At 44.5% G+C, this 19,576-nt stretch carries 14 protein-coding genes and 1 riboswitch; of the genes, 7 read left to right on the top strand and 7 right to left on the bottom strand.

Features of this window, described 5'->3' with window-relative positions:
- Positions 1-131 precede the first annotated feature (131 nt).
- Positions 132-1,271: a DUF4317 domain-containing protein gene (locus NQ541_RS08980; protein WP_023921184.1), complete on the bottom strand. Its 1,140-nt coding sequence runs from the start codon at positions 1,269-1,271 to the stop codon at positions 132-134.
- Positions 1,272-1,582: 311 nt separating this feature from the next.
- Between NQ541_RS08980 and NQ541_RS08985 the strand changes: the two genes are divergently transcribed.
- Entirely contained in the window at positions 1,583-2,911 is a 1,329-nt protein-coding gene (locus NQ541_RS08985; protein ID WP_005612766.1) for an MATE family efflux transporter, read from the top strand.
- Positions 2,912-2,945: 34 nt separating this feature from the next.
- Here NQ541_RS08985 and NQ541_RS08990 read toward each other — a convergent pair whose 3' ends face one another.
- Positions 2,946-4,307, bottom strand: coding sequence for an MATE family efflux transporter (locus tag NQ541_RS08990; protein ID WP_005612763.1), 1,362 nt, complete (start codon positions 4,305-4,307; stop codon positions 2,946-2,948).
- A 185-nt stretch (positions 4,308-4,492) separates the two neighbouring features.
- Here NQ541_RS08990 and NQ541_RS08995 point away from each other — a divergent pair, with 185 nt between their 5' ends.
- Positions 4,493-4,867, top strand: a complete 375-nt coding sequence (locus NQ541_RS08995) for a RidA family protein (RefSeq protein ID WP_044941135.1) — start codon at positions 4,493-4,495, stop codon at positions 4,865-4,867.
- Between the two features lie 173 nt (positions 4,868-5,040).
- On the opposite strand, the gene NQ541_RS09000 is transcribed toward NQ541_RS08995, so the two are convergent.
- From NQ541_RS09000 to NQ541_RS09010, 3 genes are all read right to left on the bottom strand, one after another.
- Entirely contained in the window at positions 5,041-6,951 is a 1,911-nt protein-coding gene (locus NQ541_RS09000) for an NAD(+) synthase (RefSeq protein ID WP_005612760.1), read from the bottom strand.
- An 84-nt stretch (positions 6,952-7,035) separates the two neighbouring features.
- Positions 7,036-7,911 (bottom strand): Hsp33 family molecular chaperone HslO, encoded by an 876-nt coding sequence (gene hslO / locus NQ541_RS09005; RefSeq protein WP_005612759.1) that lies wholly within the window; start codon positions 7,909-7,911, stop codon positions 7,036-7,038.
- Positions 7,912-7,945: 34 nt separating this feature from the next.
- Positions 7,946-8,716 (bottom strand): class I SAM-dependent DNA methyltransferase, encoded by a 771-nt coding sequence (locus tag NQ541_RS09010; RefSeq protein WP_005612757.1) that lies wholly within the window; start codon positions 8,714-8,716, stop codon positions 7,946-7,948.
- A 265-nt stretch (positions 8,717-8,981) separates the two neighbouring features.
- On the opposite strand from NQ541_RS09010, the gene NQ541_RS09015 reads away from it, so the two are divergent.
- From NQ541_RS09015 to NQ541_RS09025, 3 genes are read left to right on the top strand one after another with little or no spacing between them, the layout of a single operon-like run.
- Positions 8,982-10,883 carry an OPT family oligopeptide transporter gene (locus NQ541_RS09015; protein ID WP_044941132.1) on the top strand — a complete coding sequence of 634 codons (1,902 nt, stop codon included), beginning with the start codon at positions 8,982-8,984 and terminating at the stop codon, positions 10,881-10,883.
- Positions 10,884-10,890: 7 nt separating this feature from the next.
- Complete coding sequence (locus tag NQ541_RS09020; RefSeq protein ID WP_005612754.1) at positions 10,891-11,244, top strand: PqqD family protein; 354 nt, start codon at positions 10,891-10,893, stop codon at positions 11,242-11,244.
- Positions 11,244-11,603, top strand: coding sequence for a hypothetical protein (locus NQ541_RS09025; protein WP_005612752.1), 360 nt, complete (start codon positions 11,244-11,246; stop codon positions 11,601-11,603). The genes NQ541_RS09020 and NQ541_RS09025 overlap by 1 nt, the downstream gene beginning before the upstream one ends.
- 183 nt (positions 11,604-11,786) lie before the next feature.
- Here the strand turns inward: NQ541_RS09025 and NQ541_RS09030 are convergent, their stop codons facing one another.
- Positions 11,787-13,244, bottom strand: coding sequence for an aminoacyl-histidine dipeptidase (locus NQ541_RS09030; RefSeq protein WP_005612749.1), 1,458 nt, complete (start codon positions 13,242-13,244; stop codon positions 11,787-11,789).
- Between the two features lie 227 nt (positions 13,245-13,471).
- Positions 13,472-13,656, top strand: a riboswitch (M-box (ykoK) riboswitch).
- Positions 13,657-13,832: 176 nt separating this feature from the next.
- Between NQ541_RS09030 and mgtE the strand changes: the two genes are divergently transcribed.
- Positions 13,833-15,164, top strand: coding sequence for a magnesium transporter (gene mgtE / locus NQ541_RS09035; RefSeq protein ID WP_005612746.1), 1,332 nt, complete (start codon positions 13,833-13,835; stop codon positions 15,162-15,164).
- 403 nt (positions 15,165-15,567) lie between these two features.
- On the opposite strand, the gene NQ541_RS09040 is transcribed toward mgtE, so the two are convergent.
- Positions 15,568-17,718 carry a Tex family protein gene (locus NQ541_RS09040; RefSeq protein ID WP_005612744.1) on the bottom strand — a complete coding sequence of 717 codons (2,151 nt, stop codon included), beginning with the start codon at positions 17,716-17,718 and terminating at the stop codon, positions 15,568-15,570.
- 261 nt (positions 17,719-17,979) lie between these two features.
- Between NQ541_RS09040 and NQ541_RS09045 the strand changes: the two genes are divergently transcribed.
- Positions 17,980-18,867, top strand: coding sequence for an RluA family pseudouridine synthase (locus NQ541_RS09045; RefSeq protein WP_005612739.1), 888 nt, complete (start codon positions 17,980-17,982; stop codon positions 18,865-18,867).
- Positions 18,868-19,576: the final 709 nt, after the last annotated feature.

Here is a 19,576-nt window from a genome sequence, read left to right on the forward strand (position 1 = left end):
GAACGCATAGAAATCCCGTTCAGATACGATTTCAAATACTTCAAAGAAAAAATCCCGTTCAGGAGTATTTCTTCTCATGCAGGAAATACTCCCGAACGGATATCCTAACCAGTCTCTCGGCTTTTCGCTTCTCACTCTGTCTTTATTTTCATCGTTCTGACATTGAGTCCATTCACTTCAATATGATCATCCACCGGAATCACCAGACATTGCCTTCCGTCGATCATTCTGGTCTCTACCAGATCCATCCGCTCCGGGTTGACTTTGATCACCACATCCGGGGTCTCAATATTGAACTTCTTCGTCTCTGCGATATTGGATGCAAGAAGCGATGCCTTTTCCCCTGCATTTTCCTCAAAATTCTGATCAAAATTTTCCATCTTTTCATTGGAAACACCGCTCTGCTCAAATATTTTTTTCACATCCGTCTTATCCAGAGAAAGCGGATCAGGGTCTTCCTTATGCTCTTCAATCAGCTCATTCAGCGTCTCATGAATATTACGGACCGTTTCATAATCTCCATCCTCTCCCAGTGTATCCTCGATAATCATCTGAAATGTCTCTTTCTGAGTATCAGCAGACATCGGCATCTTAGCTCCCAAAAGCTGGTCGATCATCTCCGGCTGAAGATCTTCCGACTTCTTCGTATAATAAAGAACACTGTGAAGATCTGTACTTCTGTCATTAAACGCCGGAAATAAAAATCCCTTATCCGGTCTGTCCACGATCCAGTCACGGATACGATCCTGAATACAATTCTCCTCTGCATTATAACTAAGTCCCGCCTTGGACAGACTCACCGGACAGATACTCATGAGGATATGCTGATATACTTCATCTGAAGCGTCAAACATTTCCATATCATCAGAAGACTTTCCCGGAATATCATACATGGCATGGATCAGAATAATATAATAATTCTCCGCATATTCATAAGTAGCGATCACCTTGTCGTAAAATTCTTCCAGCAGCATATCATCTTCCAGTCTGCTGTCACGGAGTTTCAGCAGGAACTCCTGCGTTCCTCCCGGCATTTCCGCATCGATTGGAAATTCCATATTAATCATATTTTTACCGATCGAACCCGAAAGTGTCTTCTTAAAAATATCAAAATATTTAAATGCCTCTTCTTCCGGCAGGGAAAGAAAGGCTTCTTTCGATTCCATCTTTTTATTTTTCTCATGATCCACATAGCAGCCACAAATTCTCGTGATCGCACAGTTCTTCGGCGAAAACTGCTTACGGATCTCCAGTACTTCTTTTTTATTCATCGGTCGTTCTCCTTCATTTTCCACTCGGTCTTTTTATTTTACACCTGATTCATCCTGAAAAAAAGATTTGATTTCCCCTGATATCTATGATATCATACCTACAGTTTTATATGAAAATGTGGATCTTGCCGCCGGGTAAGATCGTAAGGCATTCATTTTCGGACCGACAGGCTCTAATACCTCTTTGACCAGTTTTCAGGTGATATGCACAGGCTGAAGACAGGTAACAGACCGGTTATTAGAAGGGACGAAAAGTGAATGCCTTTTTCATCATTTAACCGCACCTAACCGCACTCAGAAGGGAGTTTTTTATGTCAGATACAAAAGTTATCCACAGTTCCGACACTTCCGGGCATATTTTTTCACTTTTTCTGAAATATGTCTCTGCGAATGTTCTCGGAATGATCGGCTTTTCCTGCTACATTCTTGCTGATACCTTTTTTATTGCAAGAGGCATTGGCTCCGATGCACTTGCCGCCCTGAACCTGGTTCTGCCTGCATACAGTCTGCTCAACGGAACCGGTCTCATGATCGGAATGGGAGGCGGTTCACGTTATTCCCTCTCCTCCACGCACCCGGAAGGAGAAACGCACCGCACAGTCTTTACACAGTCCGTCCTGCTGGCAGTCATCGCAGCTATTTTTTTCGCACTGACAGGACTTCTTGGGGCAGAGCCTTTATGCCTTCTCCTGGGAGCAGACAGCCGGACACTCCCTTTTGCCGTCCCCTATATCCGTATCCTGCTGGCATTTGCCCCCTTATTTCTGGCCAATAACCTTCTCGTATGCTTTGTCAGAAATGACGGTGAACCCGCTTTATCCATGGCAGGAATGATCATCGGAAGCCTCTCCAATATCCTGCTGGATTACCTTTTCATTTATCCTCTGAATCTTGGCATGGTAGGTGCCGCCCTTGCCACAGCTACCGCACCGCTCATCAGTATGGGGATTCTTTCCACTCATTTTCTGAGAGGAAACAGCCACTTCCGGCTGATGAAGACAAAACCTTCCCTCAGCACAGCTTCCTCGATCTGTTCTCTAGGTGTCTCCTCCCTGATCACTGAAGTTTCTTCCGGGATCGTGATTCTCGTATTTAATTTCCTGCTCCTGGATTTAAGCGGGAATACCGGTGTCGCTGCCTATGGGGTCCTTGCAAACATCGCACTGGTTCTTATTGCCATCTCCACCGGCATTGCTCAGGGAATCCAGCCCATCGTCAGCAGCCATCCAGGAAAAAAAGGACAGCCGGTCCGCCATCAGATCAGATGCTATGCACTCCTGACCGCTCTGCTTCTGGCTCTGCTTTCTTACGCAGTTATCTTCCTGCTGGCTGACCCCATTGCTGATCTGTTCAATAAAGATCAGAACACCGCCCTTACTTCCATTGCGGCCGACGGAATGAGGATCTACTTTACCAGCCTCTTTTTCTCCGGCATCAATATCGTTGCCGCAGTATTTTTAAGTTCCACGGACCACCCAAAACAGGCATTTATCCTCTCTCTTCTAAGAGGATTCCTGCTGATCATCCCGGCCGCTTTTCTTCTGGCTCATTTATTCGGACTCACCGGGATCTGGATGTCACTCCCGGTAACAGAGGGGATCGTATGTATCTTTTCCCTTCTTTTTCTGAAGAAAGTCTGAATATAACGGCAGACTCCTGTTCTCTCTCCCTGCGTTATGAGGATGACTTTCCGAAAATCTTTTTCATATCAACTTTCATGATATAGTAATACATGACCAGCAGCAGCGATCCCGCAAGGATCCATGCTGCCGGACTGGCCATACAGGCTCCGGTATAACTTCTCTGCTTTGCCGCAGCCACTGCAACAGCACCTCTTCCGACCAGTTCTGCCACTCCTGCCATCATTGGAAGAAGTCCATAGCCCAGTCCCTGGATTCCATTTCTGTAAATATTCACTACAGCAAGCGGAATAAAACAGATTCCAATACACCACAGATAAATCTCCACCGAATCCATGATCACACCAACATTTTCTGAAACAAATAAGTAAGTCATATATTTTCCTACAGTCATAACAAATGCTGCTGCAATAAAAGAATAAATAACTCCCAGAATCGTACATGCTTTGAATCCCTGGCGAATCCTCGGGACATTGCCCGCTCCCATATTCTGTGCCCCGTAAGTTGCCATGGTTGTCCCCATTGCCACATATGCCTGCGTCACTACCTGCTCGATCTTATTTGCCGCAGTAAATGCCGCTACCAGTGTAGAACCGAGAATATTCAGCGAAGTCTGCACCATCATAGTTCCAATCGCTGTAATGGAATACTGCAATGCCATTGGCAGACCGATGCGGATCTGCGTCAGGTAGATCTGACCTCCTACGTGCCGGTCCTCCTTTTTCAGATGCAGTATCGGAAGCTTCAGCATGATATAGCCCAGGCAGAGAAGTCCCGATATTCCCTGTGCGACAACGGTTGCAATGGCGGCTCCTGCAGTTCCCAGTCCGAAGACGATGATCAGGAGCAGATCCAGGAAAATATTAAGCACCGCACTGATAATCAGAAAATAAAGCGGCAACTTACTGTTTCCCAACGCACGCAGGATACTGGACAGAAGATTATACAGCATCTGTGCAAGGATTCCTCCGCTGACAATCATAATATAAGCATATGCATCCCGGAAAATATCCTCCGGTGTATTCATAAGAATCAGAAGTGGTTTCATAAATGCCATAAATACAATCGTCAGAAAAAGTCCGATTCCCAAAGAAAGGATGCCTGCCCCCGCAACAGTCTTCCTCATTCCATCCATATCGCCCGCTCCGAATTTCTGTGCTGTCAGAACCGTAAATCCGGCTGTCATTCCCGCGACAAAGCCCCAGATCAGAAACATGATCGTTCCGGTGCTTCCGACTGCTGCCAGTGCTTTCGTACCGACAAACTTTCCCACGATCACAGCATCTGCCATATTATAAAACTGCTGAAACACATTTCCGATAAAAATCGGCAATGTAAAATTTATAATTACTTTCATCGGCTTTCCCACCGTCATATCACGCTGTACTGCTTTCATAATACTGCCGCACTCCTTTCTCTTTCATTCACGCTGCAATACGCAACTGACCATTTTTTCAGATATAGGATATCACTATTTTTTTTCGTCTTCAATATGGTTTTAAATTTAGGGTGGCAAAAATCCGAGGCCGGGTTTATAATGATTTATAGTAATTTTTACTCAGAAAAATGGAGGTAGAGATCATGTTAAAATATGTAGAAACCAAAGAGGCTCCGGCTGCGATCGGACCATATTCCCAGGGAGTTGTTGTGAATGGATTTGCTTTCTTTTCAGGACAGGTTCCTCTTTCGCCACAGACAGGTGAAGTGGTCGGAACTACCATTGAGGAACAGGCTGAACAGGTCATGAAGAATATCAAAGGACTGCTTGACAGTCAGAATGCAGCATTTACAGATGTTGTAAAGACAACTTGTTTCCTTGCTGATATTGCTGATTTTGCAGCATTCAATGCCGTATATGCAAAATATTTCACCGGAAATCCGGCCCGCTCCTGCGTTGCTGTAAAGGATCTTCCCAAAGGAGTCCTCTGCGAAGTAGAAGTGATCGCCGCTGTATAAGAATTTTACTGTGAAGCTTTTTGCAGCAGTTTTTTCCTTCAGTGCCAATCAGGACTATACTGAAAAAGATGCTTTTCTTTGATCTGACCTTTACTCCCGACCGGGTGTATCTGCCATTTCCGGAAAAGCATCTTTTCTTTTTTTACATTTTCTCTTTATCGTATCTTTTCTTTTTATAAAGTCTCCAGTTCTTTCATCCATACAGCAACGCAGGCATCACTCGGCATTCTCCAGTCACCACGCGGAGAAAGTGCCACAGTTCCCACTTTCGGGCCATCCGGCAGACAGGATCTCTTAAACTGCTGGGAGAAAAATCTCCTGCAGAATGTCTTCAGCCACTTCAGGATCGTTTCCCTGTCGTATTCCCCCTCAAAAGTACTGCAGGCAAGACGATAGATCTTTGCAGGCTCATATCCAAAGCGAAGCATAAAATATAAGAAGAAGTCATGCAATTCATACGGTCCCACCAGATCTTCTGTCTTCTGTGCGATGTCTCCGTCTTTTGGCGGAAGTAATTCCGGGCTTACCGGAGTGTCCAGTACATCATACAGTACTTCCCGGAGCTGCTCATCTTCCGTATCATCCGCAGCATATTTGACCAGATGGCGTACCAATGTCTTAGGCACAGAGGCATTCACCCCGTACATGGACATATGATCGCCATTGTAGGTTGCCCAGCCAAGTGCAAGCTCTGACATATCGCCTGTCCCGATAACCATGCCCCACGTCTTATTCGCAAGATCCATCAATACCTGCGTTCTCTCGCGTGCCTGTCCATTCTCATAAGTGACACTGTGATCCTCGGGATCGTGTCCGATATCCCGGAAATGGATATTCACCGCCTCGGCGATCGGCACCTCTATCAGAGTTGCCCCGACCTTTTTCGACATCTCACAGGCATTCTGATAGGTACGGTCTGTCGTTCCAAAACACGGCATCGTCACCGCAAGAATATCTTTTTTATCCCTTCCAAGCATATCAAATGCTTTCGCAGTAACCAGGAGGGCAAGCGTAGAATCCAGCCCACCGGAAATTCCTACCACTGCGGTTCTCGCATTGGTATGGGCAAGACGCTTCTTCAGTCCCATTGCCTGGATCGTCAGGATCTCCTCGCATCGTGCAGCTCTCGTCTGTTCATCTGACGGAACAAACGGCTTCTTTGGAAATGTTCTCGTCAGAGAAGTTTCTCCTTTTTCTATCTGGAATCCTACCCGGATCAGGCTGCGTTCCTTTGCTGTCTGAAATGTCGTATTCTTTCTTCTTTCTCCCGTAATTCTCTCAAGGTCAAACTCCGAGTAAATAATTTCATTTCTATAGCGACCGCTTTCTTTCAGGATTGTTCCATTTTCTGCGATAATATTATGTCCGCCAAAGACAAGATCCGTTGTTGATTCTCCTTCTCCTGCATTTGCATAAATATATCCTGCGATCAGTCGTGCAGACTGCCCTGCGATCAGCTCTCTGCGATACGTATCCTTTCCGATCGTCTCATCGCTTGCGGAACAGTTTACGATCACAGTTGCTCCTTCCAGTGCCGCACCGATACTCGGCGGAACCGGTGACCACACATCCTCGCAGATCTCCGCTGCAACGATCAGATCTTCCATTTCTGCTGCCTGGAAAAGAATCTGTGGTCCGAACGGGATCTCTTCTCCGTTAAAAGAAATATATCTCGCCTTCTCCGGTCCGGGAGTAAACTGACGCATCTCATAAAATTCCCCGTAATTCGGAAGAAATGTCTTTGTCGTCAGTCCCAGGATCTTTCCATGATTCAGGGCTGCTGCCACATTGTAAAGCTTTCCATCCACCTCAAGCGGAACTCCCACAAACACCAGCAGATCCCTGTCTCTGGTAAACTCTGCGATCTCCAACAGAGCCTTTTTCGCTGCCTTCAGTAAAACCGCATGGTCAAACAGGTCACTGCACGTATATCCTGTCACACACAGTTCCGGGAACACCAGTATTTTTGCGTTCGCCTTTTCTGCTTCTTCAATCCCTCTGCAAATATTCTCTTTATTAAACTCTACATCTGCGACCCGGATATCCGGTGTTGCCGCAGCAACCTTTACAAATCCATGTCTCATATGCTTCTCCTTTCGCTGATCCGTTCCTCAGTCCGGATTTTTATCATTTTCATTCTCAGTCCGTTCCTGCAGAACTTTAAAAATTTATCTGCTCTTTTTTAATAATTCTTTTAATTCATCCACTGAATAATGATAGGCTGTATTACAGAAGTGACATTTTACTTCAATCTCTTTTCCTTCATCAATCATCTCCTGAATTTCCTTCTTTCCAATACTGATGATTGCTTTTTCAATTCTCTTTTTAGAACAGTTACAGTAGAACTGTGTCGGCATCGTATCCGTGATCTCAAGATCTAGTCCTTCCAGCACCTGCTCCAGCATTTGTTCCGGCGTATGTCCATCATCAAGCATAGCTGTGACAGAACGGATCTTTTTAATATTTTCTTCCAGTTTATTTAATACTTCATCTTCAATAAAAGGCATAACCTGAACAATAAATCCTCCGGCAACTCTGACCGTATTATCTCCGTTCATCAGTACACCCAGTCCTACGGAAGACGGAACCTGCTCAGACGTTGCAAAGTAGTACGTCAGATCTTCTGCGATCTCACCGGTCTGAAGGATTGTCTGACCGGAATATGGTTCTTTCAGTCCCATATCTTTGATGATCGTCATAACTCCCTGGCCCAATGCTCCGCCTACATCCAGCTTTCCATTCTTTGGTGGCAGCATGACATCCGGATTAAATACATATCCTTTTACATTTCCCTGACTGTCTGCCGTCACTGTCAGCCCCTCAATATCTCCGGAACATTTGATCTGGATCGTCAGCATATCGGTATCATTCTTCATCATGCTTCCCATCATGACTCCACCGGTCAGAAGCCGTCCCAGAGCTGCTGTTGCAACCGGACTTGTCTGATGATGGACTCTCGCCTCTTCTACCAGGTTCGTTGTTACTGCGGCAAAAGCACGGATCTGCGTATTTCCTGCGGTTGCCCTGACAATATAATCTTTCATTCTTCTTTTCCTTTCTCATCATAAAATTTCTTGCTTATTTCTGTAACTTTCCATATTCTCTTGCTATGATATAGATCCGTTCACTTTTTTCTGTCGGTGCTTCATGGGTAAATGCATCATAAGCAGTCTCAAAGATCAGCCCTGAACCTTGAATCAGCTCTTTCATCTCGTCTAATGTATAACCCCTCTGATAATGCGTCTCCTGATACTTCCGGTACAAATTTTTCTCTTTTCCCTCTTCCCTGATAAACAGCGTCAGATCATATTCATTGATCTTTTCCTCATCATAGTAATAGTTATCCCAGATAAAACTACATTCACCACGGTCTTCCGCTATAACGGTATCTCCCATTACTTCCTTATATTTATATACTGTATTAAAATCAAAAATAAAGACGCCTTCAGGATCTAAGTAATTATTCACCAGCCGGAATACCTCTTTCAGCTCTTCAGGCTCTGTAATATAATTTACCGAATCACAGACACTCACTGCCGCACGCACTGTACCGTACAATTCAAATTCCCGCATATCCTGCAACAGATACAGAATATCCTGCCCTGACTGTACTCTTTTTTCCATGGCAAGCTCCAGCATATCCTCTGAATTGTCCACTCCGATCATATCATATCCGAATGCTGCCAGCCGCTCTGTCATCGCACCTGTCCCACATCCCAGATCCAATACGATCCCTTCTTCAATTCCATGCTCCAGAAGCAGACCATGGAGATAGCTGCTCCACTCTTCATAAGGTACATTGTCCATGAAAATATCATAGACTGCTGCAAACCCCGTATATGCTTCCATCCGATGTAACCTCCATTTCTCTGTAAAAATGACATACTTCTTTTTATTTTATCACATATTTCGTGTAATATCTATTCTCAAAATCAAGTCTTTACGAAGTTGCTGCCAGGTCTTTCTGACCCGTTTTCTACGATTTCATCCATATTTGGACATTATTTCCTTGACATTTTAATCTTTTTCGCTTTCTTTTATCACTTTATCATGATATAATAGTGAAGCTATGCTAATCATTAGCAAGAAATATACAAAAGAAAGGAAAAGAGAAATGGACAACAACAAGAAAGACTTCAAGCCGTATATTCCAGCCGACAAAGTCGTTCCTGAATTTACGGTAACAGCACTCTTGATTGGTATCCTTCTGGCAATCGTATTTGGGGCAGCGAACGCATATCTCGGACTCCTCGTAGGTATGACTGTGTCCGCCTCTATCCCGGCAGCAGTTATTTCTATGGGTATAATACGTGTGATTCTCCGTAAGGATTCCATTCTTGAGAACAACATGGTACAGACGATCGGTTCTGCCGGTGAGTCTGTCGCAGCAGGAGCAATTTTTACACTTCCTGCATTATTCCTCTGGGCAGAGGAAGGAAAAATTGATTTTCCAAGTATTCTTACGATCTTCCTGATCGCATTATTCGGAGGTGTCCTGGGCGTTTGCTTTATGGTTCCTCTCCGTCAGGCTCTGATCGTAGAAGAACATGGAACACTTCCATTCCCTGAGGGAACTGCATGTGCAGAAGTACTTCTGGCAGGCGAAGAGGGAGGTTCTAAAGCCGGCACTGTATTTGCAGGACTGGGGATTGCAGCAGTGTACAAATTCCTTGCAGACGGAACACAGCTCTTTAAGAGTGAGATTGGTCATGCATTTGAAAGCTACAAAGGATCTCAGGTTGGTATCCAGGTACTTCCTGCCCTCGCAGGTGTAGGTTATATCTGTGGACCGAAGATCTCAAGTTATATGTTTGCCGGTGGAACACTCAGTTGGTTTGTACTGATGCCGATGATCGCATTATTCGGTGCAGATGCAACCATCTTCCCGGCAAGTAAAACAGTAACAGAACTTCTTACTATGGAAGGCGGCGGCCCAAGTGCTTTGTGGAGCAATTACATTAAATACATCGGAGCAGGAGCTGTTGCAACAGGTGGTATCATCAGTCTGATCAAGAGTCTTCCTCTGATCATAAGAACATTTAAACAGGCTATTGACAGTATGAAGAATAAAAATGCAGCACATAAGGGACTCCGTACAGAGCAGGATCTTCCGATCCCGGTTCTGATTGCAGTCGCACTTGTGATCGCAGTACTGATCTGGCTGATTCCGACATTCCCTGTGAATCTGATCGGTGCATTAATCATTGTAGTATTTGGATTTTTCTTTGCTACAGTATCCTCCCGTATGGTAGGTCTGATCGGTTCTTCCAACAACCCGGTATCCGGAATGACGATCGCAACACTGCTTTTTGCAACTGTTATCCTCAAGGCTACCGGTACAACTGGTATTACAGGTATGGTAGGAGCTATTTCCATCGGTGGCATCATCTGTATCGTTGCAGCAATCGCCGGTGATGCTTCTCAGGACTTAAAGACCGGATTTATTGTAGGTGCTACACCGAAGAAACAGCAGCTCGGTGAGATCATCGGTGTGGTTGCTTCCGCAGCAGCAATTGGATTTGTTCTCTATCTTCTGAATGAGGCATGGGGATATGGTACAGAAAAGATTCCGGCAGCTCAGGCTACTATGATGAAGATGCTCGTTGAGGGTATCATGAACGGTGAACTTCCATGGGCCCTTATCTTTATCGGTGTGTTTATCGCCATCGTAGTTGAGATTCTTCATATGCCGGTTATGCCATTTGCAGTTGGTATGTATCTGCCGTTCTCCTTAAGTGCAGGTATCATGGCTGGTGGTGTTGTACGCATCCTGGTTGAAAAGAGAAAAGGAACAGAGAAGGAAAAGAAAGCCCGCACAGACCGTGGACTGCTCTTTACTTCCGGTATGATCGCAGGAGAAGGGATCGTTGGTATCCTCCTTGCAGTATTTGCAGTTTTTAAGATCGACAGCAAGATCGTTCTGCCGTTCCAGTTACCACAGATCGGCAGTCTGATCCTTTTCATCGCATTACTTGCATTACTTTACAGAGTATGCATGAAAGCAGATAAGGAATAAGGATTTCATGAAAAAGAAAGACAGTAAAAACTATCTGGATTTTGTTCCGGAAAAGAATCCGGAAATTGAATATGAAGCAGATGAGGACGGTATTATTACCGTCCTTATCGAATGGAAAGGATTTTATCATAAAATCGCACAAAAGCTGTTCCGACGCCCGAGAGTCAGTGATATCCGGCTTGATGAGCTTGGAAGCTTTGTATGGAATGCGGTCGACGGGAAAAAGGATGTCCATCAGATTTCCAAAGAACTCGAACAGCAGTTTCCGAAAATGGAAAAGCCTGTTCCCCGTCTGATCAAATACCTCGAAATACTACACGATAATCATCTCATCTACTGGAAAGGAGAAAAACATAAATAATGGAAACGATCCTGAAATACCTTCCTTATGTTCTTCTTTTTGCAGTGGCAACGATGATCGTCTATGGCTGGGGACTCTGGCGTACTTCACGACAGAATCAGGACCTCGCCAATATGCTCAGTGCCAAAGGAATCTCCGCAGTGAAAAAAGCTCTGAAAAAGAAAGGTCCTTTAACCAGAAAAGAGTTAGAACCTTTTGTAAAAGATCTTACTGCAAAGCAGCCTTTTATGCAGGATTCCATCGGAGTCACTGATCCAAAAAAGTTCCTGGACTCCATTTTGCCTTATATGATCAAGCAGAAAATGATCCTCGAGGAACGTCAGAATGGAAAGATTTTTTATAAGATTCGTAAGGATTAAAGCAGTCTGTGAATGATCCTGGATTATCCTGATCATACTCTGCTCTTTCCGAAAAAAGGAGGAAACTCTGACGCGGTGTCGGTTCAAACCGATACCGTTCAGGTTTCCTCCTTTTTCTTTTTCAGACTTTATATAACTCAGCTCTCTCTGGCTGTTCTTTACCGGATTGCGGAACAGATTTTCCTACTTTGCCAGCCGTGAAAGAATATCTTTTAAGAACTCATAGAATCTTTCAAAAGAATCCAACGTCAGATATTCATCCGGAGTATGACAGTTGGCGATCGTCGGTCCGATCGCGATCGCATCCAGTCCTTTGATCGCATCAGAGAACAATCCGCACTCCAGTCCCGCATGGATTGCTTCAATCTTCAGATCCTCCCCAAATAATTCTTTATAGCTTTCCTTACAGATCTCACGAACCGGAGAGTCTTCTTTAAAGCTCCATCCCGGATACTCTGAACTATGGCTTACTGTAAAGCCAAAAGTTTCTGCCAGTGTATTCAGACGTTCTTTTGTATCTTCCTGAAGTGATGCAACAGAAGAACGTGGAGAAAAGATCATAACGATCCGGTCTTCCTCTGTTCTGACCACACCCAGATTCAATGATACAACTACAAATCCATCCATTTTGATATTCCGCTTCTGAATCCCGTTCGGGGCAAGACGCATCGCACAAATAAATTCTTTTGCTGCATCCTGTGGGATTGCTTCAGCAGTACGGTTTGTCTCACAGGAAATCTCACAGGAGAAATCCGGCTCAGCCGGTGTCAGTTCCTCTGCATAAGTTTCTGCCAGCTCACATGCCAGTTCTTCTGCCTTCGCAGCTTCTTCATCGGATTCATAGATCAGAGATGCCTCACACTCTCTCGGAATCGCATTATCTTTCGTTCCTCCGTTAAAGCTTACAAGCTGTCCTTTTGTCTCTTTTAATAATCTCTGTATCATTCTTGCCATCAGAAGATCTGCATTCTGCCGCTCTTTATCAATATCCTGACCGGAATGTCCTCCTAAGAGTCCTTCGACTTTCAGCGTGAGAAGGCTTCCCTGCACGGTAGTTCTCTTAATCTCTTTTGTAAACTGAACTCGGAGACCGCCTGCACAGCTTACCGTTGCAACTCCCTCATCCTCTGAATCCATATTGATCATGGTTCTTGCTTTCAGCACCGACTTGTCCAATGCTTTCGCACCGTTGAGTCCTACTTCTTCCTCTGTCGTGAATACACATTCTACCGGAGGATGTTCGATCTCATCATCATCCAGCACCATCAACATCAGGGCTACGGCAACTCCGTTGTCCCCGCCAAGCGTCGTTCCATTTGCCGTCAGTCTGCCATCCCGGATGATCAGATCCAGCCCATCTTTTTCAAAATCATGCTCTACCCCTGCACGCTTCTCGCAGACCATATCCATATGACCCTGAAGCATAACCGGTGCATGATCCTCTGCCCCTCTGCTTCCCGCTTTTTTAATGACTACATTATAAGCATCGTCCTGGATCACCTCCAGACCTCTGTCCTTTGCAAATTTCACAAGATAATCACTGATTCCTTTTTCATTTCCCGAACCTCTTGGGATCGCACTGATCTCTTCAAAGAAATGAAATAACTTTTCCGGCTCATAACCTGTAATTTTATAATCCATTACTTTTCCTCTTTTCTTCTAAATATTTCTGAGGTTTTCCCCATTTTGTCCACGCATTGATTATAACAGATTTGATTTTAGAATGCACTCTATAATTTAATCTTTCCTGTTTCTTAACAGTATATGTAGGGAACCCCACTATTTACTCAATTTTATTATGAAGTTTTTCTATTTGACTTGACACGCCCCGGTCTGTGGACTACAATAATTAAGGAATTTAAATAACTACATCATTTCGGTAGGTGAGGTTACCACAGGGATTGGATGATTCGGCTTATGTCGTTAAATCCGAAGATTGCTACCGCGGAATTGTGGAGACACGATGAGCTGGTTAGCAGGCTGCGTCGCGAAGGCGCAACTTAATGCAATTTATATGCCCTGTGATGCTAAAGCTTGAACGGTGCTATTATTTAGTTGGGGTTCAGACTCCGTCATTGTTCAGGCATTGACGGAGTTTTTATATTTTAAAGATACTTCACGAAATGATTTTTCTAAGATAAAAGGGAGGTGAGGTCATGGACTCTGGTGCCAGTGGTTACCACATATGCAGCTTAATGGTAAATAATGACAGAATGAGAGGGATCTATCATGAACAAAGAGATTTTTATCAAGCTTCTCCAGCAGCGTCAGTTCAAAGCTGTCAGAAGTATCCTGGACGTAATGAACGAAGTGGACATTGCCTCACTTCTCTCGAAACTTGATGACAAAGAGCTTGCTCTTGCATTTCGCCTGATTCCCAAAGATAAAGCTGCGGAAGTATTTTCCAATATGGATACTTCCATGCAGTCCTATCTGGTGGAAATGTTCACAGAAAAAGAGTTAAAAGAACTTTTAGATGACCTGTATATGGATGATACGGTCGATATGCTTGAAGAACTTCCGGCTAACCTGGTCAACCGTATCCTCAACACCGTCAGTGCGACAGACCGTAAGATGATCAACCAGCTTCTGAACTATCCGGATGACAGTGCCGGAAGCATTATGACAACCGAATATGTTGATCTGCGTGATACAATGACCGTGGGACAGGCCATGGCTCATATCAAGCGTACCGGAATCCATAAAGAGACGATCTATACCTGCTACGTCACAGAACGCAGAAAGCTGGTCGGCATCGTCAGTGCCAAAGATCTGATGACGACCGAGGATGATGTTCCGATCAAAGACCTGATGGAGACGGAGATTATTTCTGTAACGACCCATAATGACCAGGAATATGTAGCCCAGCTTTTCACCAAATACGATCTGCTGGCACTTCCTGTCCTGGATGCCGATGGACTGATGGTCGGAATCGTTACTTTCGATGATGCAATGGATGTCATGGTCGATGAGGCAACCGAGGATATCACAAAAATGGCTGCTATCAATCCAAGTGAAAAAACTTATTTTGATACTTCTGTCTTCCAGCATGCCATGAACCGTATCCCCTGGCTTCTGATCCTGATGCTTACTTCCATTATCACCGGAACGATCATCACGAAATATGAGAACGCTTTTGCTGCAATCCCACTTCTGGTTTCCTTCATCCCTATGCTGATGGATACCGGCGGAAACTGTGGTTCCCAGAGTGCAACCCTGATCATCCGTGGAATTGCACTGGATGAGATCCATTTTAAAGATCTCTTCAAGGTTGTATTCAAGGAGTTCCGTATCTCCCTGATCGTAGGAGCTGCACTTTCTATTGTGAATGGACTCCGGATCCTGATCCAGTATCGGAATCCGTCCCTTGCACTGGTGATTGCATTCTCTCTGATCGGAACAGTCATTATGGCTAAGATGGTCGGATGTATGCTTCCACTGCTCGCAAAGAAGGTTCATCTTGACCCGGCGATCATGGCTTCTCCGCTGATCACGACACTGGTAGATACGTTCTCGATTCTTATCTACTTTAATATTGCAACGTTGTTGTTTAAGTTGTAAGAAATAAAGAGCCGGAAGGCTATTGACCAGGATAAGCAATCTGCAAACTGCAGGATTTGATATCTTAGTCGATAACCTTCCGGCTCTTCTTCTTATTTTTAAATTTGCATTGTTGAGTGAATATGCTGTGGAGCTAAAAACTTCTTATCGAGATGGTCAGCGGAAAGCAGGGTGTTCCTGAGCAGGTGCATTAGCAGGAGCGTTCCGAAGACACTTTGCAGCGTTTGTTAGAGAAAGTAAATCGAGTGCCATTGCACGAAGATTTCCACTTTCGAGTTACAAACGGTCAACGGGCTGAGGTAAAGCGAGCCTGCACTGCGAAGGAATATCCCTGCTTTCCGCGTCCGCTTCGCCACAAAGAAGCTTTCTGATTTACAAGCGTATCACCCCGACAACTACAAATTTATATTCCCCGCATCGTCAACTGAATCCTTTTTTTCTTCATATCCACACTCATTACCTTTACATCCACAATATCACCCACGCTGACAGCCTCCAGTGGATGTTTTATAAACTTATCCGTAATCTGGGAAATATGCACCAGTCCGTCCTGATGGACTCCGATATCCACAAATGCACCGAAATCAATGACATTTCTTACTGTTCCTTTCAGAACCATTCCCTCTTTCAGATCTTTCATTTCAAGTACATCGGTACGAAGAATCGGCTTTGGCATTTCATCACGTGGATCACGTGCCGGTTTTTCCAGCTCTTTTACAATATCTCGCAACGTGATCTCTCCGATCTCCAGTTCTTCTGCCAGCTTTTTATAATCTCTGATCGTCAATGATAACCCTGTTAATTTATGGTTTGTGATATCCTCTGCTTTGTATCCCTGCTTCTTCAGGAGCTTTTCTGCCGCTTCATAAGATTCAGGATGAACTGCTGTCGCATCCAGCGGATTTTTTCCACCCTGGATCCTCATGAATCCCGCACACTGCTCATAGGCTTTTGGCCCCAGCTTCGGTACTTTTAAAAGTTCCCGTCTGTCGGCAAACTTTCCATTTTCTTCCCGGTAAGCAACAATATTTTTTGCGATTGCACTGCTGATTCCTGAAATATATGCAAGCAACGGTGCAGAAGCCGTATTCAGATCCACGCCTACTTTATTCACACAATCCTCAACCACACCATTTAATGATTCACCGAGCTTCTTCTGATTCATATCATGCTGATACTGACCTACTCCGATTGCTTTCGGATCAATCTTCACCAGTTCAGCCAGCGGATCCTGCAGTCTTCTTGCGATCGATGCAGCACTTCTCTGTCCTACATCAAACTTCGGAAATTCCTCGCTTGCCAACTTACTTGCTGAATAAACAGAGGCCCCCGCCTCATTTACGATCACATACTGTACCTTTTCAGGAATTTCTTTCAATAATTCTACAATAAATTCTTCTGACTCTCTTGAAGCCGTTCCATTTCCAAGAGAAATCAGAGAAATATGGTACTTTGGAATAATCTTTTTCAGAAGATCCTTACTCGCCTGGATCTTCTTCGGTGTTGTAGGAGCCGTCGGATAAATAACCGTCGTTCCGATCACCTTTCCGGTCTCATCAACAACAGCCAGCTTACATCCTGTACGGAATGCGGGATCCCATCCAAGTACCACTTTTCCTGCGATCGGTGGCTGCATCAGAAGCTGGTGCAGATTTTTTCCAAATACTTCAATCGCTCCATTCTCCGCACGTTCTGTCAATTCGCTTCGTATCTCACGCTCGATGGCCGGAGCGATCAGACGGTTATAACTGTCAGCCACCGTCTCTTTTAATACTTCCGTTGTATATGGATTTTCGTTCACGATCACTTTCTTTTCCAGATAACGCAGGATTTCTTCTTCCGGTGCCTGCACTTTTACTGTCAGAAATTTCTCCTTTTCTCCTCGGTTTAATGCAAGAATCCGATGCCCTGCCAGCTTTTCCGCAGGTTCTTCAAATTCATAATACATTTCATAAACTGACTCTGCCTCAGGATCTTTTGCTGTAGAAATAACTTTTCCTTTATTCATCGTAATCTTTCTGATCCAGCTCCGGTAATCTGCGTTATCTGAGATGGACTCGGCAATGATATCTCTCGCCCCTGCAACAGCCTCTGACGCTGATACAACACTCTTCTCCTGAGAAATATACGCTTCTGCGATCTTTTCCAATGGTTCCATACTTTTCTGCAACATAATAACTGCTGCCAGTGGTTCTAACCCCTTTTCCTTTGCGATGGTCGCCCTGGTACGACGCTTCGGTCGGTATGGCCGGTACAGATCCTCCACGGAAACCAGTGTCTCTGCAGCAAGAATCTGCTGCTTTAATTCTTCCGTCAGCTTCCCCTGTTCCTCTATACTGGAAAGCACCTGCTCTTTCTTTTCTTCCAGATTTCTCAAATAAATCAAACGCTCATACAGCTTTCTGAGCTGCTCATCATTCAGAGAACCGGTCACTTCTTTTCTGTATCGTGAAATAAACGGAATGGTATATCCTTCGTCAATGAGATTTACCGCGGCATCCACCTGCCACCTTTTCACCCCAAGTTCTTCTGTCACTTTCTGATTAATATCCATAATTTATGATCCTCTCTTTTCTTCGGATTCTGATAATAAGCACTTTTCTTCTGCTATGCTTTTTCTATTTCATATTTCCGCTGTCTATTCCCCATTTTATCATATTCCACCCGAAAGAATCTACCGGAATCCTGGAAAATATCCCCGGATTACGCTATAATATCATCTGTGTCTGAATGGATACGATTTATTTTTATCAGCCTTTGACTCTCAAATAGTTTCTTTTGAAATAAATAGTTTTCTTTGAAAGGATTTTTATATATGGAACGAACTATTACTTATCAGATTTCAGAATCAGAACACGGACTACGTGTAGAACAATATCTCCGTCATAAAGGCTATTCCTATCAGAATCTGACTCAGCTTAAGAAAATGCCTGAAAGTATTCTGATCAACGGAATCTGGTCTTATATGCGAAGTACACTTTCCTGCGGCGATACTCTGACGGTCCATATTCAGGAATCTGAATACTCCGAACATATCCCACCTGTTCAACTGCCTTTGGATATCATTTATGAGGATGATGATCTGCTTGTTGTAAATAAACCGGCAGGAATGCCTATTCATCCTTCGCTGAATAACTATAAAAATTCACTTGCAAATGCACTTATGTATTATTATAAAGAACAGGGAAAGCCATTTATTTTCCGCTGTACCAACCGACTTGACCGTGATACTTCAGGGCTGACTGTAATCGCCAAGCATCTTGTCAGTTCCAGTATCCTATCCTTCATGGCAGTCCGTCATGAAATCCACAGAGAGTACCTGGCGATCGTCCGGGGGGCAGTTTCTCCTGCTTCCGGAACGATCAATGCACCTCTTGCCCGTACCGGCAGCTCTATAATTGAGCGAAAAGTTGACTTTGAACATGGAGAGCATGCTGTCACGCACTATAAAGTATTAAAGGAACAGAACCAGCACAGTCTTGTCTCCCTTATTTTAGAAACCGGCCGTACCCATCAGATCCGTGTACATCTTCAGTATCTCGGACATCCACTGGTCGGGGATTATCTCTATAATCCTGATATGGAATATATCAACCGGCAGGCTCTCCATTCCTGGAAACTTTCATTCATTCATCCGATCACCGGTGAGGCAATGCATTTTGAAGCACCACTGCCGGAGGATATGAGGAAAGTGTTGGGATAAATTTGTAGTTGTCGGGGTGAAAATATCGCGACAGCAGGAAGTGTTTCTGACAGAAGAGCGTCCATATCCACACTTGTTGTTGCATCGCAGTGCAGGACCCGCTTTACCTCAGCCCGTTGACAACTTGTAACAGGAATGTGGAAACACTCGTGCAGAGGCACTCCTGTTTACGTTCCTTAACAAGTTGGGCAAAGTGTCTTCGGAACGCTCCCTGTCAATGCACTGCTCACGCAACAGCAAGGGCGGATATTAGGCTTTTCAAATTAGAAAATTTTCCCTCATGCCAGAACAGTTTCTCCCAACAAAGACGAAATTTTAATAAGAAATAAAGAGCCGGATGGCTATTGACCAGGATAAGCAATCTGCAAACTGCAGGATTTGATATCTTAGTCGATAACCTTCCGGCTCTTCTTCTTATTTTTAAATTTGCATTGTTGAGTGAATATGCTGTGGAGCTAAAAACTTCTTATCGAGATGGTCAGCGGAAAGCAGGGTGTTCCTGAGCAGGTGCATTAGCAGGAGCGTTCCGAAGACACTTTGCAGCGTTTGTTAGAGAAAGTAAATCGAGTGCCATTGCACGAAGATTTCCACTTTCGAGTTACAAACGGTCAACGGGCTGAGGTAAAGCGGGCCTGCACTGCGAAGGAATATCCCTGATTTCCGCGTCCGCTTCGCCATAAAGAAGTCTTTTGCTTTACAAGCGTATCAT

Source organism: [Ruminococcus] lactaris ATCC 29176, from assembly GCF_025152405.1.
Classification (GTDB): Bacteria; Bacillota; Clostridia; order Lachnospirales; family Lachnospiraceae; genus Mediterraneibacter; species Mediterraneibacter lactaris.